General features: G+C 72.3%; 16 protein-coding genes and 4 pseudogenes. 10 read left to right on the top strand and 10 right to left on the bottom strand.

What is annotated here, in order from left to right; genetic code table 11:
* The first annotated feature begins 1 nt into the window (after position 1).
* Complete coding sequence (locus OG335_RS02535; protein WP_405009301.1) at positions 2 to 613, top strand: hypothetical protein; 612 nt, start codon at positions 2 to 4, stop codon at positions 611 to 613.
* 25 nt (positions 614 to 638) lie between these two features.
* Entirely contained in the window at positions 639 to 1376 is a 738-nt protein-coding gene (locus OG335_RS02530; RefSeq protein WP_405009300.1) for a hypothetical protein, read from the top strand.
* 109 nt (positions 1377 to 1485) lie between these two features.
* Here OG335_RS02530 and OG335_RS02525 read toward each other — a convergent pair whose 3' ends face one another.
* Positions 1486 to 1974, bottom strand: coding sequence for a glutathione peroxidase (locus tag OG335_RS02525; protein ID WP_405009299.1), 489 nt, complete (start codon positions 1972 to 1974; stop codon positions 1486 to 1488).
* Positions 1975 to 2185: 211 nt separating this feature from the next.
* Between OG335_RS02525 and OG335_RS02520 the strand changes: the two genes are divergently transcribed.
* Together OG335_RS02520 and OG335_RS02515 are read left to right on the top strand one after the other, a co-directional pair.
* On the top strand, positions 2186 to 2908 hold the full coding sequence (locus OG335_RS02520; protein ID WP_405009298.1) for a flavodoxin family protein: 723 nt from the start codon (positions 2186 to 2188) through the stop codon (positions 2906 to 2908).
* Positions 2909 to 2953: 45 nt separating this feature from the next.
* A pseudogene (locus OG335_RS02515) lies at positions 2954 to 3130 on the top strand (pirin family protein); the annotation flags it as partial.
* Positions 3131 to 3381: 251 nt separating this feature from the next.
* On the opposite strand, the gene OG335_RS02510 reads toward OG335_RS02515, so the two are convergent.
* The 8 genes and pseudogenes from OG335_RS02510 to OG335_RS02475 form a co-directional block, all read right to left on the bottom strand.
* Positions 3382 to 4098, bottom strand: a complete 717-nt coding sequence (locus tag OG335_RS02510; protein ID WP_405009297.1) for an ISAs1 family transposase — start codon at positions 4096 to 4098, stop codon at positions 3382 to 3384.
* A 154-nt stretch (positions 4099 to 4252) separates the two neighbouring features.
* A pseudogene (locus OG335_RS02505) lies at positions 4253 to 4525 on the bottom strand (transposase family protein); the annotation flags it as partial.
* A 322-nt stretch (positions 4526 to 4847) separates the two neighbouring features.
* Complete coding sequence (locus OG335_RS02500) at positions 4848 to 5669, bottom strand: CHAP domain-containing protein (RefSeq protein ID WP_405009296.1); 822 nt, start codon at positions 5667 to 5669, stop codon at positions 4848 to 4850.
* A 64-nt stretch (positions 5670 to 5733) separates the two neighbouring features.
* Complete coding sequence (locus tag OG335_RS02495) at positions 5734 to 6621, bottom strand: peptidoglycan-binding protein (protein ID WP_405009295.1); 888 nt, start codon at positions 6619 to 6621, stop codon at positions 5734 to 5736.
* Positions 6622 to 6974: 353 nt separating this feature from the next.
* Positions 6975 to 7163: a hypothetical protein gene (locus OG335_RS02490; protein WP_405009294.1), complete on the bottom strand. Its 189-nt coding sequence runs from the start codon at positions 7161 to 7163 to the stop codon at positions 6975 to 6977.
* Positions 7164 to 7209: 46 nt separating this feature from the next.
* On the bottom strand, positions 7210 to 7398 hold the full coding sequence (locus OG335_RS02485) for a hypothetical protein (protein WP_405009293.1): 189 nt from the start codon (positions 7396 to 7398) through the stop codon (positions 7210 to 7212).
* Between the two features lie 141 nt (positions 7399 to 7539).
* On the bottom strand, positions 7540 to 7761 hold the full coding sequence (locus tag OG335_RS02480; RefSeq protein WP_405015636.1) for a hypothetical protein: 222 nt from the start codon (positions 7759 to 7761) through the stop codon (positions 7540 to 7542).
* Positions 7762 to 7945: 184 nt separating this feature from the next.
* Positions 7946 to 8252 (bottom strand): annotated as a pseudogene (locus OG335_RS02475) (transposase); the annotation flags it as partial.
* A gap of 438 nt (positions 8253 to 8690) precedes the next feature.
* Here OG335_RS02475 and OG335_RS02470 point away from each other — a divergent pair.
* The 4 genes and pseudogenes from OG335_RS02470 to OG335_RS02455 all read left to right on the top strand — a co-directional run.
* A pseudogene (locus OG335_RS02470) lies at positions 8691 to 8903 on the top strand (flavodoxin family protein); the annotation flags it as partial.
* A 255-nt stretch (positions 8904 to 9158) separates the two neighbouring features.
* Positions 9159 to 10037, top strand: a complete 879-nt coding sequence (locus OG335_RS02465; RefSeq protein ID WP_405009292.1) for a CPBP family intramembrane glutamic endopeptidase — start codon at positions 9159 to 9161, stop codon at positions 10035 to 10037.
* Between the two features lie 28 nt (positions 10038 to 10065).
* Entirely contained in the window at positions 10066 to 11283 is a 1218-nt protein-coding gene (locus tag OG335_RS02460; RefSeq protein ID WP_405009291.1) for a histidine kinase, read from the top strand.
* A 5-nt stretch (positions 11284 to 11288) separates the two neighbouring features.
* On the top strand, positions 11289 to 11981 hold the full coding sequence (locus OG335_RS02455) for a response regulator (protein WP_405009290.1): 693 nt from the start codon (positions 11289 to 11291) through the stop codon (positions 11979 to 11981).
* 517 nt (positions 11982 to 12498) lie between these two features.
* On the opposite strand, the gene lanKC is transcribed toward OG335_RS02455, so the two are convergent.
* Positions 12499 to 15096 (bottom strand): class III lanthionine synthetase LanKC, encoded by a 2598-nt coding sequence (gene lanKC / locus OG335_RS02450; RefSeq protein ID WP_405009289.1) that lies wholly within the window; start codon positions 15094 to 15096, stop codon positions 12499 to 12501.
* Between the two features lie 535 nt (positions 15097 to 15631).
* Between lanKC and OG335_RS02445 the strand changes: the two genes are divergently transcribed.
* Together OG335_RS02445 and OG335_RS02440 are read left to right on the top strand one after the other, a co-directional pair.
* On the top strand, positions 15632 to 16576 hold the full coding sequence (locus OG335_RS02445; protein WP_405009288.1) for an RNA polymerase sigma-70 factor: 945 nt from the start codon (positions 15632 to 15634) through the stop codon (positions 16574 to 16576).
* A gap of 111 nt (positions 16577 to 16687) precedes the next feature.
* Positions 16688 to 17884: an NAD(P)/FAD-dependent oxidoreductase gene (locus OG335_RS02440; protein WP_405009287.1), complete on the top strand. Its 1197-nt coding sequence runs from the start codon at positions 16688 to 16690 to the stop codon at positions 17882 to 17884.
* The last annotated feature ends 163 nt before the right edge of the window (positions 17885 to 18047 follow it).

The following is an 18047-nucleotide window of genomic DNA, read 5'->3' as shown; positions in this document are numbered from 1 at the left end:
GATGACGCGACGACGCCCGACCGCCGTCACCGCCGCGCACCGCACCCGGGCCGCCGCCTGCCTCGCCCTGACCGCCGCCGTCCTCGCGGTCTGGTTCGGCTACGGCTGGTACGCCGCCGCGCACGACGACTCCGCCGCGTTCGCCCGCACCCGCGACCGGGTGCTCGCCGCCGGAGAACAGGCCGTGCAGAACATGAACACCCTCGACGCCGCCGACCTCGACCGCGGCCTCGCCCTCTGGGAGTCCTCCACCACCGGCGCCCTGCACGACCAACTCGTCCAGGGCCGCGCCGCGTTCGCCGCCCAGGTGCAGCAGGCGAAGACGGTCACCAGCGCCCAGATCCTCTCCGGCGCCGTCACCGAGCTCGACGACCGGGCCGGCCGCGCCACCGTCATGGTCGCCGTGCGGATCACCGTCCGCACGCCGAAGGCCGCCACCCCCGCGACCTCCACCAAGGACAGCCGCCTGCTGGGCGAGCTCACCCGCACCGGCGACACCTGGAAGCTCAGCGCCCTCGGACAGGCCCCGATGGGCACCACCGCCGACACACCGGCGCCGACGGCCAGTGCCGCCCCCACCGGCCCCTCGGCCTCCGCCACCCCCGGCCACTGAACCGACCAGCGAGAGGACGGCCGACGTGTCCACCACCCGGCACCTGATCAACCGCCACCGCCGCCTCGCCGCGGTCGGCGCCGCCACCGGCCCCGCCACGGTCGCCGGCACCGCGACCGCGACCGCCACCACGGCGCCCGCTCCGCCGACCACGCCCCGGACACCCGCCCGCGGCTCCCGCACGGAGCCCGCGACCGTCCACGACGAGGACGGCCCCGCCACCGCGGCCCGGAGGCGCTCCCGCCCCCGGCCGCGCCTGCGGGCCGCGCTCCTGCTGCCCGCCCTGCTGCTGGGGGCGTTCGCCGCGCTGGCCGCCGTCCGCACCGCCGACCTCGACGCCGGATCGGCCGGGCGCAACCACGCCCTCACCGACCCCGCCCGCACCGGGGAGGTGCGGGCCGCCGTCTCCGAGGCGGTCGGATCGCTCTTCTCGTACAGCTTCGCCGACCCCGCCCGCACCGACCGTGCCGCCGAGGAACTGCTCACCGGCAAGGCCGTCGAACAGCACACCGCGATGCTCGCCGAGGTCAGGGCGCAGGCCGCGGCCCGCAGACTGGTCCTCACCACCACCGTCACCGACAGTGGCGTGGAGCTGCTCACCGGTGGCCGGGCCCGCGTCGTCGTCTTCGCCGACCAGCGCAACACCAGCACCGCCCAGGGCGCCGAGACCGGGGCCACGTACGCGGCGGCGATGTTCGCGGTCGACGCCGTGCGCCGCGACGGCCGCTGGCTGATCGAGGGCATCGACACCTTCGGCCGCTGACGCACACCGCCCCGGCCGTCCTCCCCGCGCGGGGGAGGACGGCCGGGGCGGTGACCGGCGTGCGGGCCGGTGGCCGGACCGGGATCCGGTTCGGTGCTTCAGGCCGGGTTCAGGCCGGCAGCTGGGCCTCGATCGCGGCGATCACCTCGTCGGCCTCCGGCTCCGTCCGCGGGCGGAAGCGGCCCACGACCGTGCCGTCGGGCGACAGCAGGAACTTCTCGAAGTTCCACTGGACGTCGCCGGCCGCACCCTCGGCGTCCGCCGCCTCGGTCAGCTGCGCGTACACGGCGTGACGGTCGTCGCCGTTCACGTCGACCTTCTCGAACAGCGGGAAGGACACGCCGTACGTCGTCGAACAGAAGGTCTGGATCTCCTCGGCGCTGCCGGGCTCCTGGCCCATGAACTGGTTGCAGGGGAAGCCGACCACGGTGAAGCCGCGGTCCGCGTACCGCTGCTGCAGGCGCTCCAGGCCGGCGTACTGCGGGGTCAGGCCGCACTTCGAGGCCACGTTCACCACCAGCACGGCCTTGCCCTTGTGGTCGGCGAGCGAGGAGGGCTCGCCCGCGAGGGTGCGCAGCGGGATGTCGTACAGGCTCAACGGAGGGTTCCCTTCGGGGGACGTCGGGTCACGGCGCCGGAGCGCCGCACCGGACAACGGAAAACGCCCCCGGTCTGTTCCCGCCGGTCCTGTCGGACCCCGCCGGACCCGGCAGGACCCGGGCTGACCCGGCAGGCCGTCGACCCGCCGCCGCCACCCGGACGGCCCACGATGCTCGCCCTGGCCGCACCCGTGTGCTCTGCTGACCGCCATGACCACCCCCGACGCCGCCGCCTCCTACGGCGATCTGCGCGCCCTCTTCCTCAACTGCACCCTCAAGCGTTCGCCCGAGCGCAGCCACACCCAGGGCCTGATCGACATCAGCCGGGGCATCCTGGAGCGGCAGGGTGTCGCCGTCGACGTCGTCCGCACGGTCGACCACGACATCGCCACCGGCGTCTGGCCCGACATGACGGAGCACGGCTGGGAGACCGACGAGTGGCCGGTCCTCTACTCGCAGGTGATGGCCGCCGACATCCTCGTCCTCGCCGGCCCGGTCTGGCTCGGCGACAACTCCTCGGTGATGAAGACGGCGATCGAGCGGCTGTACGCCTGCTCCTCGATCCTCAACTCCGAGGGCCAGTACGCCTACTACGGCCGGGTCGGCGGCTGTCTGATCACGGGCAACGAGGACGGTGCGAAGCACTGCGCGATGAACGTGCTCTACAGCCTTCAGCACCTCGGGTACGTGATCCCGCCGCAGGCGGACGCGGGCTGGGTGGGCGCCGCGGGCCCGGGGCCGTCGTACCTCGACGAGGGGTCGGGCGGGCCGGAGAACGACTTCACCAACCGCAACACCACCTTCATGACCTGGAACCTCCTGCACTTGGCCCGCATGCTGAAGGACGCCGGCGGCATTCCCGCGCACGGCAACCAGCGCTCGGAGTGGGACGCCGGCTGCCGCTTCGACTTCGAGAACCCCGAGCACCGTTGAATCCCGGGCAGCCTGAGCGGAGGTTCGAACCTCTCCTGCCATGCTGAACCGGTTGTTATGTGGTGGAACTTCATCGGCCGATCCGGTGAGGAGACCGTACAGGCACGGGAGGACTGGGAGAAGGGGCGTCGGTTCGGCGAGGTGCACGGCTACGACGGCGCCCGGCTGGCTGCTCCCACGCTGCCCGCCGTGCCGCTGAAGCCACGGGGTCGGGCGCGCTGACCTGCTGGTTTTCCCTTCACACGGGGCTGTTCCGCCTGCACGAAACTACCGCTGAAACCTCCGCTCCGAGGAGCGCGTGAGGAGCCTCGCTGACCTGCCAATCATGTGGGTCGGCACATTGCGCTGCACTGCCGACCTTCTCGTGTGTAGGCATGTACGACAGGGTTTGGCAGGATCAATGCTGACCTTTTGCTGACTGTTCTGATGGTCAATCAGGTATCTGTACAGCAGGGCTGATGCAAAGTCGGATTTCAGCTGTGAATGCGCAGGTCACGGGGGATGCCGAAGAGGTCGAGCGGGGCTGTGTGCGGTGCGAGGGCCAGTCGGCGGCGTGTGTCGGCGATGGAACTTCCGGCCCTGCGTACAAAGTTCATCGCGACTGATCGCAACGTGGCCATGTTCTGGGCTCCGTGGCCGGTGCGGATGCGGGAAGCGTCCTCACCCAGTGTCACGTCCCGCACGTGGTTGACCTTGTTCTCGATGCCCCAGTGCCCTCGTGTGATCTCGCCGGTCCGCTGCGGGCCGGCCTGCCGCGAGGACAGGTCGGTGATCACGTACACGCGCTCCCGGGACCGCTTCCCGCTCGCGCGCAGGGCTCGGTGGCGGGTGACACGCGCGACCTGCCGAAGGTGCGGAAAGTCGAGACCTTCCCAGGTCACGGCCTTGATGATCCGGGTCTCCACGCGACCGTGGGCGCGGACGGTGGAGCGTGAGGCACGCACGCGGTCCCAGGGCACCGCCCGGCACGCTTCCCACAGGTCGGGCTGGTTACGCTTGACCACGAAGACGTAGTGGGCGCCGAACTCCTTGACCAGCACCTTCGCGTGCTCGCGCTGTGTGTGCAGCGCGTCCGCGGTGACCACCGCCCCGGCCAGGTCGAGGGCCGCGAGCAGGGCGGCGAACCCGGTGATCTCGTTCGTCCCGTCCGGCACCCGCTGCTGCGCGACCAGCGTCCCGTCCTGCAGCATCGCCCCCCGGCACGGTCACCACCGCGCCTGCCCCGCGGCGGGAGCCGCGCAGGCGCTTTCCGTCCACGGCCACCGTCACCGCCTTCTCCCGGAAGGCCCGCAGCAGCACCTCCAGCCCGCCGGGCAGCACCGCCGAGACCACCCGCCCGATGGTGGACGCGCTCGGCGGCACCGCGAGCGCGAACGCCCCGCGTGTCTGCAGTCCCAGCCGCACCAGCGTCTCCTGCGGAGCCGCGGCCGCCCACTGCCCCATCGCCCGGAACGAGTCGAACCCGCAGGCCATGGCACACAACGCAACCAGCAGCACCGCGTGCAGCGGATGCCGACGCCCCCGCGCCTTCCCCGGATCCCGCAGCCCGCCCACCAGCTCCGTAAAGCCGTGCGCACCCGACACACCGGCACCGCACTCCAAGCAGGGACAGGACATGGCAGACTGACGCACCGAAGCTCCGTTGCTGGTGGACGACTCGCGAGGTCATCAACCACAACGGAGCTTCACCTGCTTCGGACACCCACACCGACCAGGCAATATGCAAAATCAACTAACTTTGCATCAGCCCTGCAGCTTGACCGGGCTGTTGCCCGCTGATCGGCGGTACGTCGAAGCCCCGTCGGGCGGGTGACCCTTCCTGATCGACCTCGCCCGACGGGGCTTCGACGTGTACCGCTGCCGCGGATGTCGTCACACCGCCGCGACCTGCACACTCACAGGATCACCCCGGGGGCGCCGGTGTCCTGCCGGTGGTTGCTCAGAAGTGGAGCATCCACTGGAAGTCGGCCTGTGCGCTGCTGACGTGGAGGTGGGTGCGGGTGCCGTAGGCGAGGGGGTTGTTCCAGTTGTACTCCTCGACGTCGAAGGAACCGTCGGAGTGGACGGCGTTGACGTACGCGACGTGGCCGACCTTGTGGACGTCGTTGACGGCGATGGCCCCGACGGTGGGGGTGGTGTTGACGGTGACGCCGACGCGGCGGGCGGCGTTGTCCCAGGTGCCGGCGTTGCCCCAGGTGGTGCCGCCCCAGGAGTTGCTGAAGCTCGGGACGCCGAGACGGCTGGCGATGCGGTACGCCGCGAAGGCGGTGCAGTTGTCGGCGGCGAAGCCTCGGGTGCGGTGGTCGAAGTCGTTGGTGGGGCTCTGGTTGCCGCCGCCGCTGCTGCCGAGGAACTGGTGGGAGGCGTTGTTGTTCTTCAGGGTGGCGTTGAGGTTGCCCTTGGCGCCGGGGGCGAAGTCCTGGCTGGCGCCGGCGTAGCCGCTGTTGTAGTAGACGCGGACGGTCTTGCCGGTGCGGTTCCACACGGATGCGGCGTTGTTCTTGATGCAGACGCCCTGGCCGTTGCCGGAGCCCTTGAACTCGTAGCAGGTCGGCTGGGTGGTCCCGTAGTCGCTGATGGAGCCGGTGAAGTCGGAGATCGAGCCGGCCTCGTTGCTGTTGTAGTAGTAGCAGAACTCGCCGGAGTCGCAGTCCCCGTCGCGGGACGCGGCGAAGGCAGGGGCGGAGGTGGCGGCGACGAGCGGAATGGCCATGACCAGGGCGGTGCCGGCGACGGCGAGCGTGGTGCGTATGTTCTTCACGGTTCTCCCTTTCGCGGAGTGTCATCGACGGGGTGCTTCGGTCGTGCGTGGGGGGCGGGCGCGGTCAGTGGGTGCGCCGGTACTCCTCCCAGGTCTGGATGGGGATGCGGGGGCCGTCGTCGGGGGCGTGGTTGGCCAGGCCGTTGAGGCCGAGGTAGTAGTCACCGGTCTGGTTCTGGGCCTGGGTGGCCAGGTCGGTGTCGCTGATCGCCGCGGCGTGGATGTGCCACGGCCAGTCGCCCTGGGTGGGGTTGCGGACCCAGGCGGCGAATCCGACCTGGCGCAGGGCCTTGGCGACGGCGGTGCGGGTGGTGCTGGTCATCCCGTCGACGTTGATGTCCACGACGCCGCCGCCGTCGTGGGTGCCCGCGGAGGTGGGATCGCCGCCGGGGTTGTAGGAGCCCTGGTCCAGGGTCAGGGCGAAGCCCAGGATGCGTTCGGCTTCGGTGAGCATGTTCTGGGTGCGGGTGTCGACGGTGTATCCGTCGCGCCGCAGCTTCGCGCCCGGCCCGATCTGGCGGGTGAGGGTGAACCGGCCCTGCCCGAGCGCGGTGAGGGAGGAGGTGCCGGGCAGTCCGTTGGCGTCCAGGCCGCTGTAGCCGAGGGAGCGCTGAAAGGCGGCGTAGGCGCTGATGGTGGTGGTGCCGAAGTACCCGTCCACCCAGCGGGTGTCCAGGAGGCCGCGGGCCTGCAGGGCCCGCTCGACGGCCAGGACCGAGTCGTGGGCGCCCGGGGTCTGGGTGCTGTCGGCGCGTCGGGGATCGATCTGGGCGGCCAGGACGGTGGCTTCCATGTTCACCACGGGCAGCGCGGCAGCGGCGGCCGACGCCTCGTCAGGGGACGGTGGGGCTGCCGCGTGGGCCTGTGCGGCGCTCAGCACCAGGCCGCTCAGGACGGCGACGGCCGTGAGCAGTCGGGTCGCGGTGTTCCGGGTCTTGATGACGGATGCCATGCGATGGTTCCTTCGGGCTCGATGGAGGAACGGCCCCGGACCCGGCCTCGTCCCGGTGTGGGCACCGGGCGGGTGAGAAGTTCGACGGAGGGCTCGTGACGAGGACAGCGGTCGGCAGCGCGGCTGGTGGGTGCGGCCGTCGCAGACCTGGTTACCGCGGAGAGGGGCGGCGCCGCAGCGGGCGTACTCACTACCGGCCGGCGAAGCCGGGTGGCCGGTACAGGTTCCGGTGACGGCTCGGGGGTCGGTACCGCACTGCTCGATGGACATGACCGGCCTCGGAGAATCCGCCGGACGGTCGGCGACAGCGGTTCCGGGATCCGGCGCCACGGCGGTCGCCGTGGGCCGAAGGGTCAGCAGCGGACGTCGGTCTTGACGGCGACATCGCCGGCGTAGGGGAAGGGGCCGGTCCCGTTCCAGCCCAGGGCCTGGGTGTACTGCGAGAGGCTGCCTGCGCCGAGGGTCCACACCTCCACGGAGGTGTGGCCGCACCGGGAGTCCTGGACGTCGTGTCCGCCGTTGGTGACGATGGTTGCGCACACGTCCCAACTGCTGTGGGAGGAAAGATGGCCACGGCCTGACGGCCGGTCAGGAGCTCGGACATGTGAGTTGTCCGATGCCTTCCGCCGGGATGGCGGCCACCGTCTCGCGGGAGGCGCCCCGACAGCCCTCGGCGAGGTTCTTCGGGTCGGCGGTGGCGTCTTGGTGCGAGACCTCCGGCTTTTCGGCGAAGTCTTCGACACAGGTGGCGAGTTCGAGGATGCTGTCCTCGCCCACCTCCGACCGGGTCGTGTCGGCGTAAGGAGATTAGCTTGACCACTGGATCCGGCAGTTCTACCGCCACGACGAGCCCCACCCTTCAAGTGGACATGCCAAAGTTAGCCTAGTCGACTCGACCGTGCGCCGGTCAAGGACACATCAAGAGGATTGCGCAGCAACGGGATTCGCCACCGTGACGGTCGGACGACCGCTTTCGCCGGCACCGGGCGTGCCGCCCTTCAACGCCGCCGCAAGGGCCTGTGCCGTCGGCGAGTCGCGTGCCTCCGCCGGCGTGTCCAGGATGCCCTTGAAGACCACCCGGCTGCCGGCGCCGCCCGCATCGGGCCCGACCTCGATCCCGCGATCGGCGTGCGTGGCCACCCCGCTCCCGTCCGACCGGCCCGGTCGTCGCAACACGTCGATCGTGGAGGTGTCGGGTGGGGTGCGGGCGGCCTCGGATCAGGCGGCGGCCGGTGAGGTGGCGCGCCGGGGTGCGGAGGGGGGAGTTCTCGGAGGACGTTGAGTCCGTCTCTGGTAGCGGCCGCGCACGGGTTGGTCGAGGAGTCCCTGGCCCGCTCCCGCACCTGGCAGCGCAGGATCTCCTGGATCCGCTGTTCAAGACCGTCCTGCCGCCACAGGGTGAAGTAGTGGAACACTGCCGACCAGGCCGGTAGGTCGTGCGGCAGGAGCCGCCACTGGCAGCCCGTCCGGTTCTGGTACAGCAACGCGTTCACGACCTCACGCAGGTCACAGGAGCCCGGGTCCCCGGTCGCCGACCGCGACAGCCGCTCCCGCTTCCAGGCGGTGACCAGCGGCTCGATCAAGGCCCACTGCCCGTCGGGCAAGTCCGTTGAGTACGGACCCCGTTCCATGCTCCGACCCCATCATGCACGCGACATGCGAGTCAGGTCGAATGCCTCCGCACCCACGAACGGGCGACACCAGATCATCCAGAGACGGACTTGACGTCCTCTCAGGCTGCTTGAAGGGCTTCGTAGTCGTTGGGGCTCAGGTCCTCGCGCCGGGTCGGCAAGCACAGCCGGCGGGCGCGGGCATCGGGAATGCCGTGGGCCGGGTCGAGGTGGTGTAGCCGAGCGCCGAGGCGCTCGCCCTCCGAGCGGGTGCGGAGCGGGCGGTGGTGGCTCGGATGCGAGCGACCTCCAGCGGCTCGGTGCGGTTGCTGGTCCTGACGGCGATACTGCCCAGGCGGCGCCGGTGCGCGCGAGATTTGGGATTTCGCGTACTCCTGGAAGGATCACGAAGGCATGGCGGTCTTCACCGCAAGTCAGCCACGGTGCCAGAGTGTTCCGCCGGTCTGGCCGGGGGACAACTCCTCGGTCATGAAGACGGCGATCGAGCGGCTGTACGCCTGCTCCTCGATCCTCAACTCCGAGGGCCAGTAAGCCTACTACGGCCAGGTCGGCGGCTGTCTGATCACGGGCAACGAGGACGGTGCGAAGCACTGCGCGATGAACGTGCTCTACAGCCTCCAGCACCTCGGGTACGTCGCCTCCGAGCAGAGCAGCTTCATCACCGGTTCGAGCCTGTGCGTCGACGGCGGCCTGAACCGGATCCGGGGCCGGTGGTGGCCGTTGCGGACCACCGGACGGCGGCCCGCCTCAGGACACCGGCTCCCGCCCCGATCTCGCCGCCGCGGGTGGCGCATCCCCCGTGCGAGCTACAGGAGCTGTCCCTGAGAGGGTGATTCGCGGACGTCGGTGGATTCCTAGTGTGGTCGTCAGGTCGCCGCAGGTGCGACCACGACAGGGGAGGCCACCATGGACACGACGTCCGTCACACCGCACGACACAGGCTCCGGCCTGGACGAGGACCGCGAGGGACGGGGCAGCCGGCTCGGCCGGATCGTGCGCTCTCCGCTCGGCTGGATGCTGACGGGGACGGTCGGTGTCGGCCTGCTTTCGGGCCTGACGGCGACCGGACCGGGTCCGGTGCCGGTGCTGGGCGCGGCCGCCGCAGTGGCCGTGTACCGGTTGGTCATGCACCGTGCGGCACACCGCTCCACGCCGGAGATCGCCTGGCGCGGGGCCGGCCGGGCGGCGCTGCTCGGCGGCGGGATCGGCCTGGCCTTCGTCCTCGTCTCCACCATCCTGATCACGGTGTGCGGAGGCTACTCGTTCTCCTGGGCGGGCCACGGCTTCCTGTCGGTCGTCCTGGCCGCGGTCGTGGTGCAGATCGGCGCCTCGGTCACCGAGGAGTTGCTGTTCCGTGCTCTCGCACTGCAGGCCCTGGAACAGTTGTGGGGCAGCCGGGCCGCCATCGTGATCACCTCGCTGTTCTTCGGTGTCGCCCACCTGGGCGCCCCGGGAGCGAACGGGTGGAGCGCAGTGGCTATCGCTCTGGAGGCGGGCCTCCTGCTCGGAGCCGCGTTCCTGTGGCGGCGTAGCATCTGGTTCGTCGTGGGTCTGCACTTCGTCTGGAACACCACGGAGCAACTGCTCGGCATCCCGGTCTCCGGACACGCCCCCGAGGGCCTGTTCACCGTCGGCATCCACGGCCCCGCCATCCTGACCGGGGGCAACTTCGGACTGGAGGCGTCGATCGCGCCCATCCTCATGGCCGTGGCTCTCGCCGTCCCGATGCTCGTCCTCGCCCACCGGAACGGTGGGATCAAGACCCGCCGACGTGCGGGCCACTGAGGCAGACTCACCGGAGGAAACAGAAGTGATGAACCGTCAGACGCCCCGCAGCCTCGCGCTGTTCAGGACGCCGCTCGGCAGGTGGCAGGAGCGGGATGCCCTCCTCAAGGACGGCATCCTCGCTCTGACGCTCACCCTGCTGTCCTTCGTGCCGACCCTCTCCGGCGTCGGCGCACAGATCGGCGATCTGCCCGAGCGGCCGGCGAGCGTGCTGGGCGTCGGGCTGGTCCTGGCCCAGACCCTGCCGCTGGCGGTTCGCCGCAGGTGGCCCGCGGCCTGCCTGGCCGTTGTCGCGGGCGCGTTCGCCGTGCACCAGGCGCTGGGCTTCGCGACGACGTTCGCGAGTGTGGGGCTGTATCTGGCCCTGTACTCCGCCGGAGCCCATCAGGTCCGCTTCCGCCACGGGCTGGCCGCCGTGGCGAGTGCGGGCTATGCCCTGCTGGCCGTCGTCCTGCACCGCCTCGGCTCACCGCAGGAGATACCGGACTACCTCGCGTTCTATCTGATTCTGGCCGCGGTCCGGCTGGCGGGGAGCACGGTGCGCACGCGGCGGACGGAAGAGGCGAAGCGGCGCCGGCTGGCCGCCGAGGCGGCCACGGTCACCGAACGGGCGCGGATCGCCCGCGAGCTGCACGACGTGGTCACCCACCACGTGACGGCCATGGTGGTCCAAGCCGACGCGGCGCAGTTCCTGATCACGTCCGCGCCGGAACGCGTCGGCGAGGGACTGGCGGCCGTCAGCGACACCGGCCGCCGGGCGCTGACGGAACTGCGGTACCTGCTCGGCGTCCTGGAGGCGACCGGCGAGTCGGGGGCCGCGGACCCGGCGCGTGCGGACCGGGCACCCGCCCTGGGGCGGGTCGGGGATCTGGTCGAGCAGGCCCGCAGGTCGGGCCAGCCGGTCGTGTTCAGCGAGCAGGGCGAACGGCGGCCGCAGAGCGTGGACGTGGAGCTGGCCGCGTACCGGGTGGTGCAGGAGACGCTCACCAACGCCATGAAACACGCGGCCGGGGAGCCGACACGGGTCCTGCTCCGGCACGGCGACGAGCACATCGAGATCGAGGTGACCACCGACGGACCGGCCGCCGCACCGGTCGCCCGGAAACCGGGCCCAGCGGGCGGACGCGGGCTGGCCGGGCTGCATGCACGGGTGCGGATGCTCGATGGTGAACTGGAGTCCGGTCCCCTGCCCGAGGGCGGGTTCCGGGTCCGCGCCACGATTTCGTCCAAGTCCCTTCAGGAGTGACCCCCGTGAGTGATGCACCACCACCGATCCGCGTGCTCGTCTGCGACGACCAGGCGCTGGTGCGAACCGGCTACGTCACCATCTTCTCCGCGCAACCGGACATGGAGGTCGTCGGGGAGGCCGAGAACGGCCACGAGGCCGTTCAGGCCGCGCGGCTGCTGCGCCCCGACGTGGTGGTGATGGACATCCGGATGCCTCTGCTCGACGGTGTCCAGGCGACGCGGCAACTGGCGGGTCCGGATGCCGAAGGCACGTCGAAGGTCCTGGTCGTCACCACGTTCAACGTCGACGCCTACGTCTACGACGCGTTGCGAGCCGGAGCGAGCGGCTTCCTCCTCAAGGACGCGCCCGCGGCGGAGCTGGTCAACGGCATCCGGACCGTCGCCCGGGGCGAGGCCCTGCTGGCACCCGCCGTCACCCGCCACCTCATCGGCCACTTCGCCCAGCACCTGCGACCGGCCGGCACCTCCCGGACGGCCGGTCAGGACATCGTGCGCGTGCTGAGCCCCCGCGAGCTGGAAGTGCTCCGGCTGATCGCCGAGGGGCTGTCGAACGCGGAGATCGCTGCGGCGATGTTCATCACGTCCGAGACCGTCAAGACCTACGTGTCGCGGATCCTGGCGAAACTCGGCCTGCGTGACCGCGTCCAGGCGGTCGTCCTCGCCCACCGGGTCGGGCTGGTGCCCGGCGTGTCGTGAACCGGCACGGCCGGGTGCCCTCTCCCCGGCCGAGGCGTTGCCTTCCCGTAGCCGTAGCCGTAGCCGTAGCCGTAGCCGTAGCCGTAGCCGTAGCCGTAGCCGTAGCCGTAGCTGTGGCCGTCCGCGCGACGCGTCCTCCGGCCGTAGCCGTCGGATCGGCGTGCGGGCCTGGCGGTGCGTCACGCACGGCCGCGCCGCCGGCATCCGGTGTCGGATGCCGGCGGCGCGGCGGTTCCCGCCGGTGCTACAGCGTCTCGTAGTAGTAGCTGGCGAAGATGCTGAGGCACGGGTAGGCCGCGTCGGCCTCCGGCTCGGGGTCGGTCGCGAGCTGCTGGAGGGCGAGGATCTCGGTCATGGCACGGTTCCTTCCTGGTCGGGACGGGGCCGTCGGACGGTGCCGGTCAGGACAGGTCGGCGTCGACCCACGAACTGGCGTAGATGCTGAAGCAGGGGTAGGGGTACGCCTCCTCCGCCTGGTCGAATTCGAGTTCGAGCTGCTGGAGGGCGAGGATCTCGGTCATGGACGGTTCCTTTCGTTTTCCTGTGGGTGGGCGGGATCCAGGGTGAACCAGTCGTCACCCGGGCCGTGGAGGGCTCGGTGCAGCGCCAGCAGGATCCCGGCGCTGCCGCTGGCCACATCGGCGCTGAACCGGAGCGAGCCCGTTCCGAGCCAGCGGACGCCGTCACCGTGGGGGACGGCGTACTTGAGGAGTCCGGTCGCGATCCGCACCGCGTTCCGGCGGTCGGCGGCGTCCCGGGTGAAGTCGGCGTGTTCCGCGAGCAGGTAGGCGAGTCCGGCGAAGCCGTCGTGCAGGCCGGCCTGCGCCGCGCAGGCCTTGCGGGCGTCCGCGACGACGCGGGGCAGCGCCGCGGTGCAGCGTTCGTCCGCCGTGGCGGCCGCGTAGCGCAGCAGGACCGTTCCGATGCCGGCGGATCCCGTGGCCAGGTAGGGCATGACCCGCCTGTTCACGCTGTTGTCGGCGAACGAGAGGGAGCCGTCGGGCAGTTCCACCGCGCGGTCCAACTCCTCGTGGAGGAGCCCGAGTCCGGCCGCCAGGTAGTGCTGTTCGCCGGTGGCGCGGGCGAGGTGGTGGAGGAACAGCGCCAGTCCGGAGCGGCCGTGGAACAGGCCGCGGGCGTCGTGGGCGCCGAGGGTCCGCGTCAGGTCGGGGGTGCGCAGGACCGCGTCGCCGGCGGCGGCGGCCCGCTCCAGGTGGTGTGGGTCGCCGGTGTGCCGGTGCAGGGCGAGCCAGGCCAGGCCGACCCCGGCCCGGCCTCCGGCCAGTGTGGTCGTGGCGGCCGTCAGCGGATGGCGGTCGGCGGTGCGCAGCAGGTCGACCGCCTCGTCGAGGTGCCCGGCCCGGGCCAGCACCCGTCCGACCCCGGCCGAGCCGACGGCGAGCCCGGGGGGCAGCGTGTCGGCCGCGGTCAGGGCGTCCCGGCGCAGCCGCTTGTCGACGTGGTCCGGGACGGGCAGGCCGGCCCGGTGCAGGGCGTGCACCACGCCGGCCGTTCCGTACGCCACGCACAGCGTGTTGGTGTGGAACGCCAGGGGCGAGGGCGGGAAGACCCAGTCGGGCCGGTCGGGGTCCGCCAGGTCGAGCAGCCCCCGCGCGGTCCGGTCGGCGAGCCGGGCGAGGCAGCCCAGCGGGTCGGCGTCGACCTCCTCGGGGGCGGGCAGCGCCGGGGGTGCGTTCCCGTCGGGCCGGTGGAAGGCGGTGGCCCGCTGCCACAGGTCCCGGGGCACCGGGGCGGTCGCCGCCAGGTCGCGCCGCAGCAGGGCGAGGTTGGCCGGGGTCAGCTGGGGTGCGTTGTGGAACGGCGCCAGCAGGGTGAGGGCGACGGCCGCCAGGCCGTAGCGGTCGGTGAGGACCGGGTCGGCGGGGTGCTCGGCGGCGAGGCCGGGGGGTGGCGCGAAGCCCGGGGTGCCCATGCGGGCGGGGCGGTCGACCTGCGGGGTCACGGACTCGAAGTCGACGAGCCGGGCGTCGCCGGCGGGGGTGACGATGACGTTTCCGGGGCTGACGTCGCCGAACCGGAGCCCCAGCGCGTGGAGCCGGTCGAGGGCCGTGTCCAGCGCGGCGAGGACGCGGCGGCAGTCGGCGTGGTACCGGTCGAACTCCTGGACGGGCCGGTCGGCCCGGAGGCCGGGGGAGCTGTGGTTGATCCACTTCACCAGCGGGAGGCCCTCGACGTGTTCCATGACGAGGAAGTCGTGCTCCCATGCGGTGAACAGCTCCAGCGGCTCGGGGCAGACGCCCGGGGCGCCCGCGTGCACGGCGGTGAGGATGTCGTACTCCTGGCGCAGCCGCTCCCGTGCGCTGGCGCCGTCCCAGGTGTAGCCGGTGTGCGCGCGTGCCTCCTTGACGAGGACGAGGCGTCCGGTGCGGGTGTCGCGGGCCTGGTACGCGCCGCCGGCGTTGCTCGGCTGCAGCACCCGGACGACCTCGTAGTCGCGGATCCGGATCGCGCCCCGGTGCGGTGCCGGCTCCTCGGCCACGAACGGGTCGGCGACGCCGTCGGGCAGGACGAAGAACGGCTGCCGTACGTCCGGCACTTGGTGTCCGTACCCGTCCGTCAGTAGCGGTTCCGCGGTGCCGTCGGGCCGCAGCCGGCTCCGGCGGGCGAACGCGCCGTAGCGGTAGTGGACGGTCCGGGAGTCACGGTAGCGGCGGTCGGTGAGGACGTAGGCGCCCTCCTCGCCGTGCAGGGCGTCGGCGAGGAGGGCGAGCACCCGTCCGGCGGTCCCGGTGTCCGCCGGGTACACGGTGCAGGACTTGCCCGACTGGGAGCGGGCCGCGTGCTTGTGGTGGAGGGCGAGGAAGAAGAAGCGCGCCGACACGTGCTTGAACGGCACCCCCTCGGCGAAGCACGTGTCCGCCACCGTGTCGAGGACCTCCTGGACCCGCTCCAGCCGGGCCGACACGTGGATCTTCCAGCCCTGTTCGGCCCGGCGGACCCCGGGGCCGTCCCACGCCGTCCAGATGTCCCGGTCGGTTCCGTGCCAGCCGGCCGGCACCCGGGCGGGGGCGAAGCGCCGGCCGGGGTCGGCCATCGTGCCGAGGGGCGCGTAGAACTGCTCGTCGGCGAGGGCGTCGGACAGTGCGTCGAACAAGGTGTCCTCCTCCAGGGGTTGTGCGTCCGGCCGGGAAGCCGGTGGCGGGCAGGGGCGGTGGACCGCTCTCCCCCCCCATCGCCGTGTGCAGCCCGGCAGGGACGCCCGCCGCCCTGCAGCGGCCGGACGTCCCGGTTCCCGCCGGGCGTGCCGCCGTTGCGCGCCGCGACGTTCAGGGATGCCCCCGGGTCCGTCCGCAGTCCCCGGAGCGGCCATCGCTCCGGCGGACAGGACGCTAGGCACCGCGGGTTCCCCAACGGTCGAGCCGCGGTAGAGGAACGGCTCCTCACTTCGGGCCGGGGCGACCGTCGCCCGCTCGTCGGTCCTCGACGGGAAGGGCCGGTACGCCTCCTGCGGCCGGATCGGCGGCTGCCCGATCACGGGCAACGGGGACACGGCCGTCACCCCCGCCGCCACCCGGAGCCCGGCCGTCCTCGGACGCCTCCGGCCGGGCGGCGCCCCCGGTGCCCCTTCGCGGGAGATCCGACCTCCCCGCCGTCCGATGGCGGTGCCCGGGAGCGACTAGGATCGCGGCATGGCCCTGATCATGAGCGACGTGGACCGGTTCGAGGCCGCGAGGCCCCGACTGGAGGCCATCGCCTACCGGTTGCTCGGCTCGGCGAACGAAGCGGAGGACGCCGTGCAGGAGACGTTCCTGCGCTGGCAGGCGGCCGACGTCGAGCGGATCGAGGTGCTGGAGGCCTGGCTGACGAAGGTCCTCACCAACCTCTGTCTCAACGTGCTCACTTCGGCCCGCGCCCGGCGTGAGACGTACGTCGGCGCGTGGCTCCCCGAGCCGCTGCTCGCCGGGGATCCGATGCTCGGCCCGGCCGAAACCGCCGAGCAGCGCGAGTCGGTGTCGTACGCCGTCCTCGTCCTGCTGGAGCGCCTGTCGCCCAACGAGCGGGCGGTGTACGTGCTGCGCGAGGCCTTCGGCTACCCGCACCGGGAGATCGCCGAGATCCTGAACGTCACCGAGGCCGCCAGCCAGCAGATCCACCACCGGGCGAAGAAGCACGTCGCGGACGGCAGGGCGCGCACCGAGATCGACGGGGCCGCCGCCCGGCGGATCGTCGAGGAGTTCCTGGCCGCGGCGACCAGCGGCCGTACCGAACCGCTCGTGCGCCTGCTGACCCAGGACGCCGTATCGGTCGGCGACGGCGGCGGCAAGGTCCCGGCCCGCGCGAAGGCGTTCGAGGGCGCGCTCGCGGTCGCGAAGTTCCTGCGCGGCCTGTTCAAGCCCAGCGCGGCCAAGCGGGCCCAGGTCGGCGGCGCGGTCGAGTTCTACTGCGCGGTCGCCAACGGCGGGCCCGCCGCCGTGGCGGTCGTGGACGGCCGGGTCATCGGCATCACCTGCCTGGAGGTCACCGCGGACGGCATCGCCGCCGTCCGCAGCCAGGTCAACCCCGACAAGCTCGTCCGCGCGACCGGGCAGTGGGCCGCCGCCGGCCACGGGAGCGCCCCGCTTCACACCCTCTGACCGATGTGACGTGCTTCACACCCCGGTCCTGTCAGGAAACGCCGGGCTGCCCGGTTCAGGAGACGAAACCGCGCAGAGACAGCGGCAGAACCTCCAGACAGGAGCAGGCACATGCAGCACCGCATCGTCGTCCTCGGGGCCGGCTACACCGGAGCCGTCGCCGCCGGCCGCCTCGCCAAGCGGCTGCACCGGGAGGACGTCGCCATCACCCTCGTCAATCCCGAGCCCGACTTCGTCGAGCGCGTCCGGATGCACCAGCTCGCGGCCGGCCAGGACCTCCGGCCCCGGCCGTTCGACGAGATGTTCGCCGGCACGGGCGTGGCACTGAAGCTCGCGAAGGTCACCTCCGTGGACGTCGACCGCAAGAGCGTGACGGTCACCGCCGCGGACGGCCACGAGCAGGAGCTGGCGTACGACACCCTGGTCTACGCCCTCGGCAGCGGCTGGAACGACGGGGGAGTGCCCGGCACGGCCGAACACGCCCACGACATCTCCGGCCGTCCCGGCGCCCTCCGTCTCCGCGACCGCCTGGCCGCCCTGCAGCCCGGCCGGCCCGTGGTCGTCATCGGCGGGGGCCTGACCGGCCTGGAGGCCGCGACCGAGATCGCCGAGACCCGCCCGGACCTCGACGTCGCCCTGGCCACCCGCGGCGCCCTCGGCGCATGGCTCTCGGAGAAGGGCCGCGCCCACCTGCGGAAGGTGGTGGACGGGCTCGGCATCACCGTCCACGAGCACACCGCGGTCACCACCGTGGCGGCGGACCGCGTGGCGACGGCCGACGGCCGGGACATCCCCGCCGAGGTCACCGTCTGGACCACCGGATTCGCCGTCCACCCGATCGCCCGGGCCACCACCCTGGAGCTCGCCGACGACGGCCGGATCGTGGTCGACGGCACGATGCGCTCGGCCTCCCACCCGGACGTGTACGCCGTGGGCGACGCCGCCACGGCGATCGGCCCGGGCGGCAAGCCCCTCCGCATGTCCTGCGCCTCGGGCGTGCCGATGGCCTGGCAGGCCGCCGACGCCGTCGCGGCCCGGCTCGCCGGCACCAAGGTCCCCCGCGTGCCCGTCCGCTACTTCCAGCAGTGCGTCTCCCTCGGCCGCAAGGAGGGCCTGATCCAGTTCGTCACCGCCGACGACCGCGCGGTCGAGCGCACCCTGACGGGCCGTCCGGCCGCCCTCTACAAGGAACTGATCTGCAAGGGCGCGGCCTGGGGCGTCGCCAACCCGACCGTCGGCATGCCGTCCCGGCGCCGCCGTGTCGTACGGGCGGAGCCCCGCAGCGGCGCACGGTCGGTGGCGGCCTGATCGGCCCGGCCCGCCGCACGCCCAGGAGACCGACGGTGGCGTGCACCACCAGGACAGGCCGCCCGGTCGCCGCGGCGGGCGGCCGGCACCCTGATCCTCGGCCTCCTCGTGTCATTCCGGTGCCGCCCTCATGCTCCTCGGGGTGCGTGCACACGTGTCGGTG

The sequence above is a fragment of the Kitasatospora sp. NBC_01539 genome (genome assembly GCF_045040525.1).
In the GTDB taxonomy this organism is placed as follows: domain Bacteria; phylum Actinomycetota; class Actinomycetes; order Streptomycetales; family Streptomycetaceae; genus Kitasatospora.
The sequence above is the reverse complement of the archived record's forward strand: the minus strand, read 5'-3'. Positions and strand labels throughout refer to the sequence as shown.

Bases quoted from the DNA above. Each gene is read 5' to 3' on its own strand.
- OG335_RS02535 (WP_405009301.1), top strand. From the start codon at position 2: ATGACGCGACGACGCCCGACCGCCGTCACCGCCGCGCACCGCACCCGG.
- OG335_RS02520 (WP_405009298.1), top strand. From the start codon at position 2,186: ATGACCACCCCCGACGCCGCCGCCTCCTACGGCGATCTGCGCGCCCTC.
- OG335_RS02510 (WP_405009297.1), bottom strand. From the start codon at position 4,098: ATGCTGCAGGACGGGACGCTGGTCGCGCAGCAGCGGGTGCCGGACGGG.
- OG335_RS02495 (WP_405009295.1), bottom strand. From the start codon at position 6,621: ATGGCATCCGTCATCAAGACCCGGAACACCGCGACCCGACTGCTCACG.
- OG335_RS02465 (WP_405009292.1), top strand. From the start codon at position 9,159: ATGGACACGACGTCCGTCACACCGCACGACACAGGCTCCGGCCTGGAC.
- OG335_RS02460 (WP_405009291.1), top strand. From the start codon at position 10,066: ATGAACCGTCAGACGCCCCGCAGCCTCGCGCTGTTCAGGACGCCGCTC.
- OG335_RS02445 (WP_405009288.1), top strand. From the start codon at position 15,632: ATGGCCCTGATCATGAGCGACGTGGACCGGTTCGAGGCCGCGAGGCCC.
- OG335_RS02440 (WP_405009287.1), top strand. From the start codon at position 16,688: ATGCAGCACCGCATCGTCGTCCTCGGGGCCGGCTACACCGGAGCCGTC.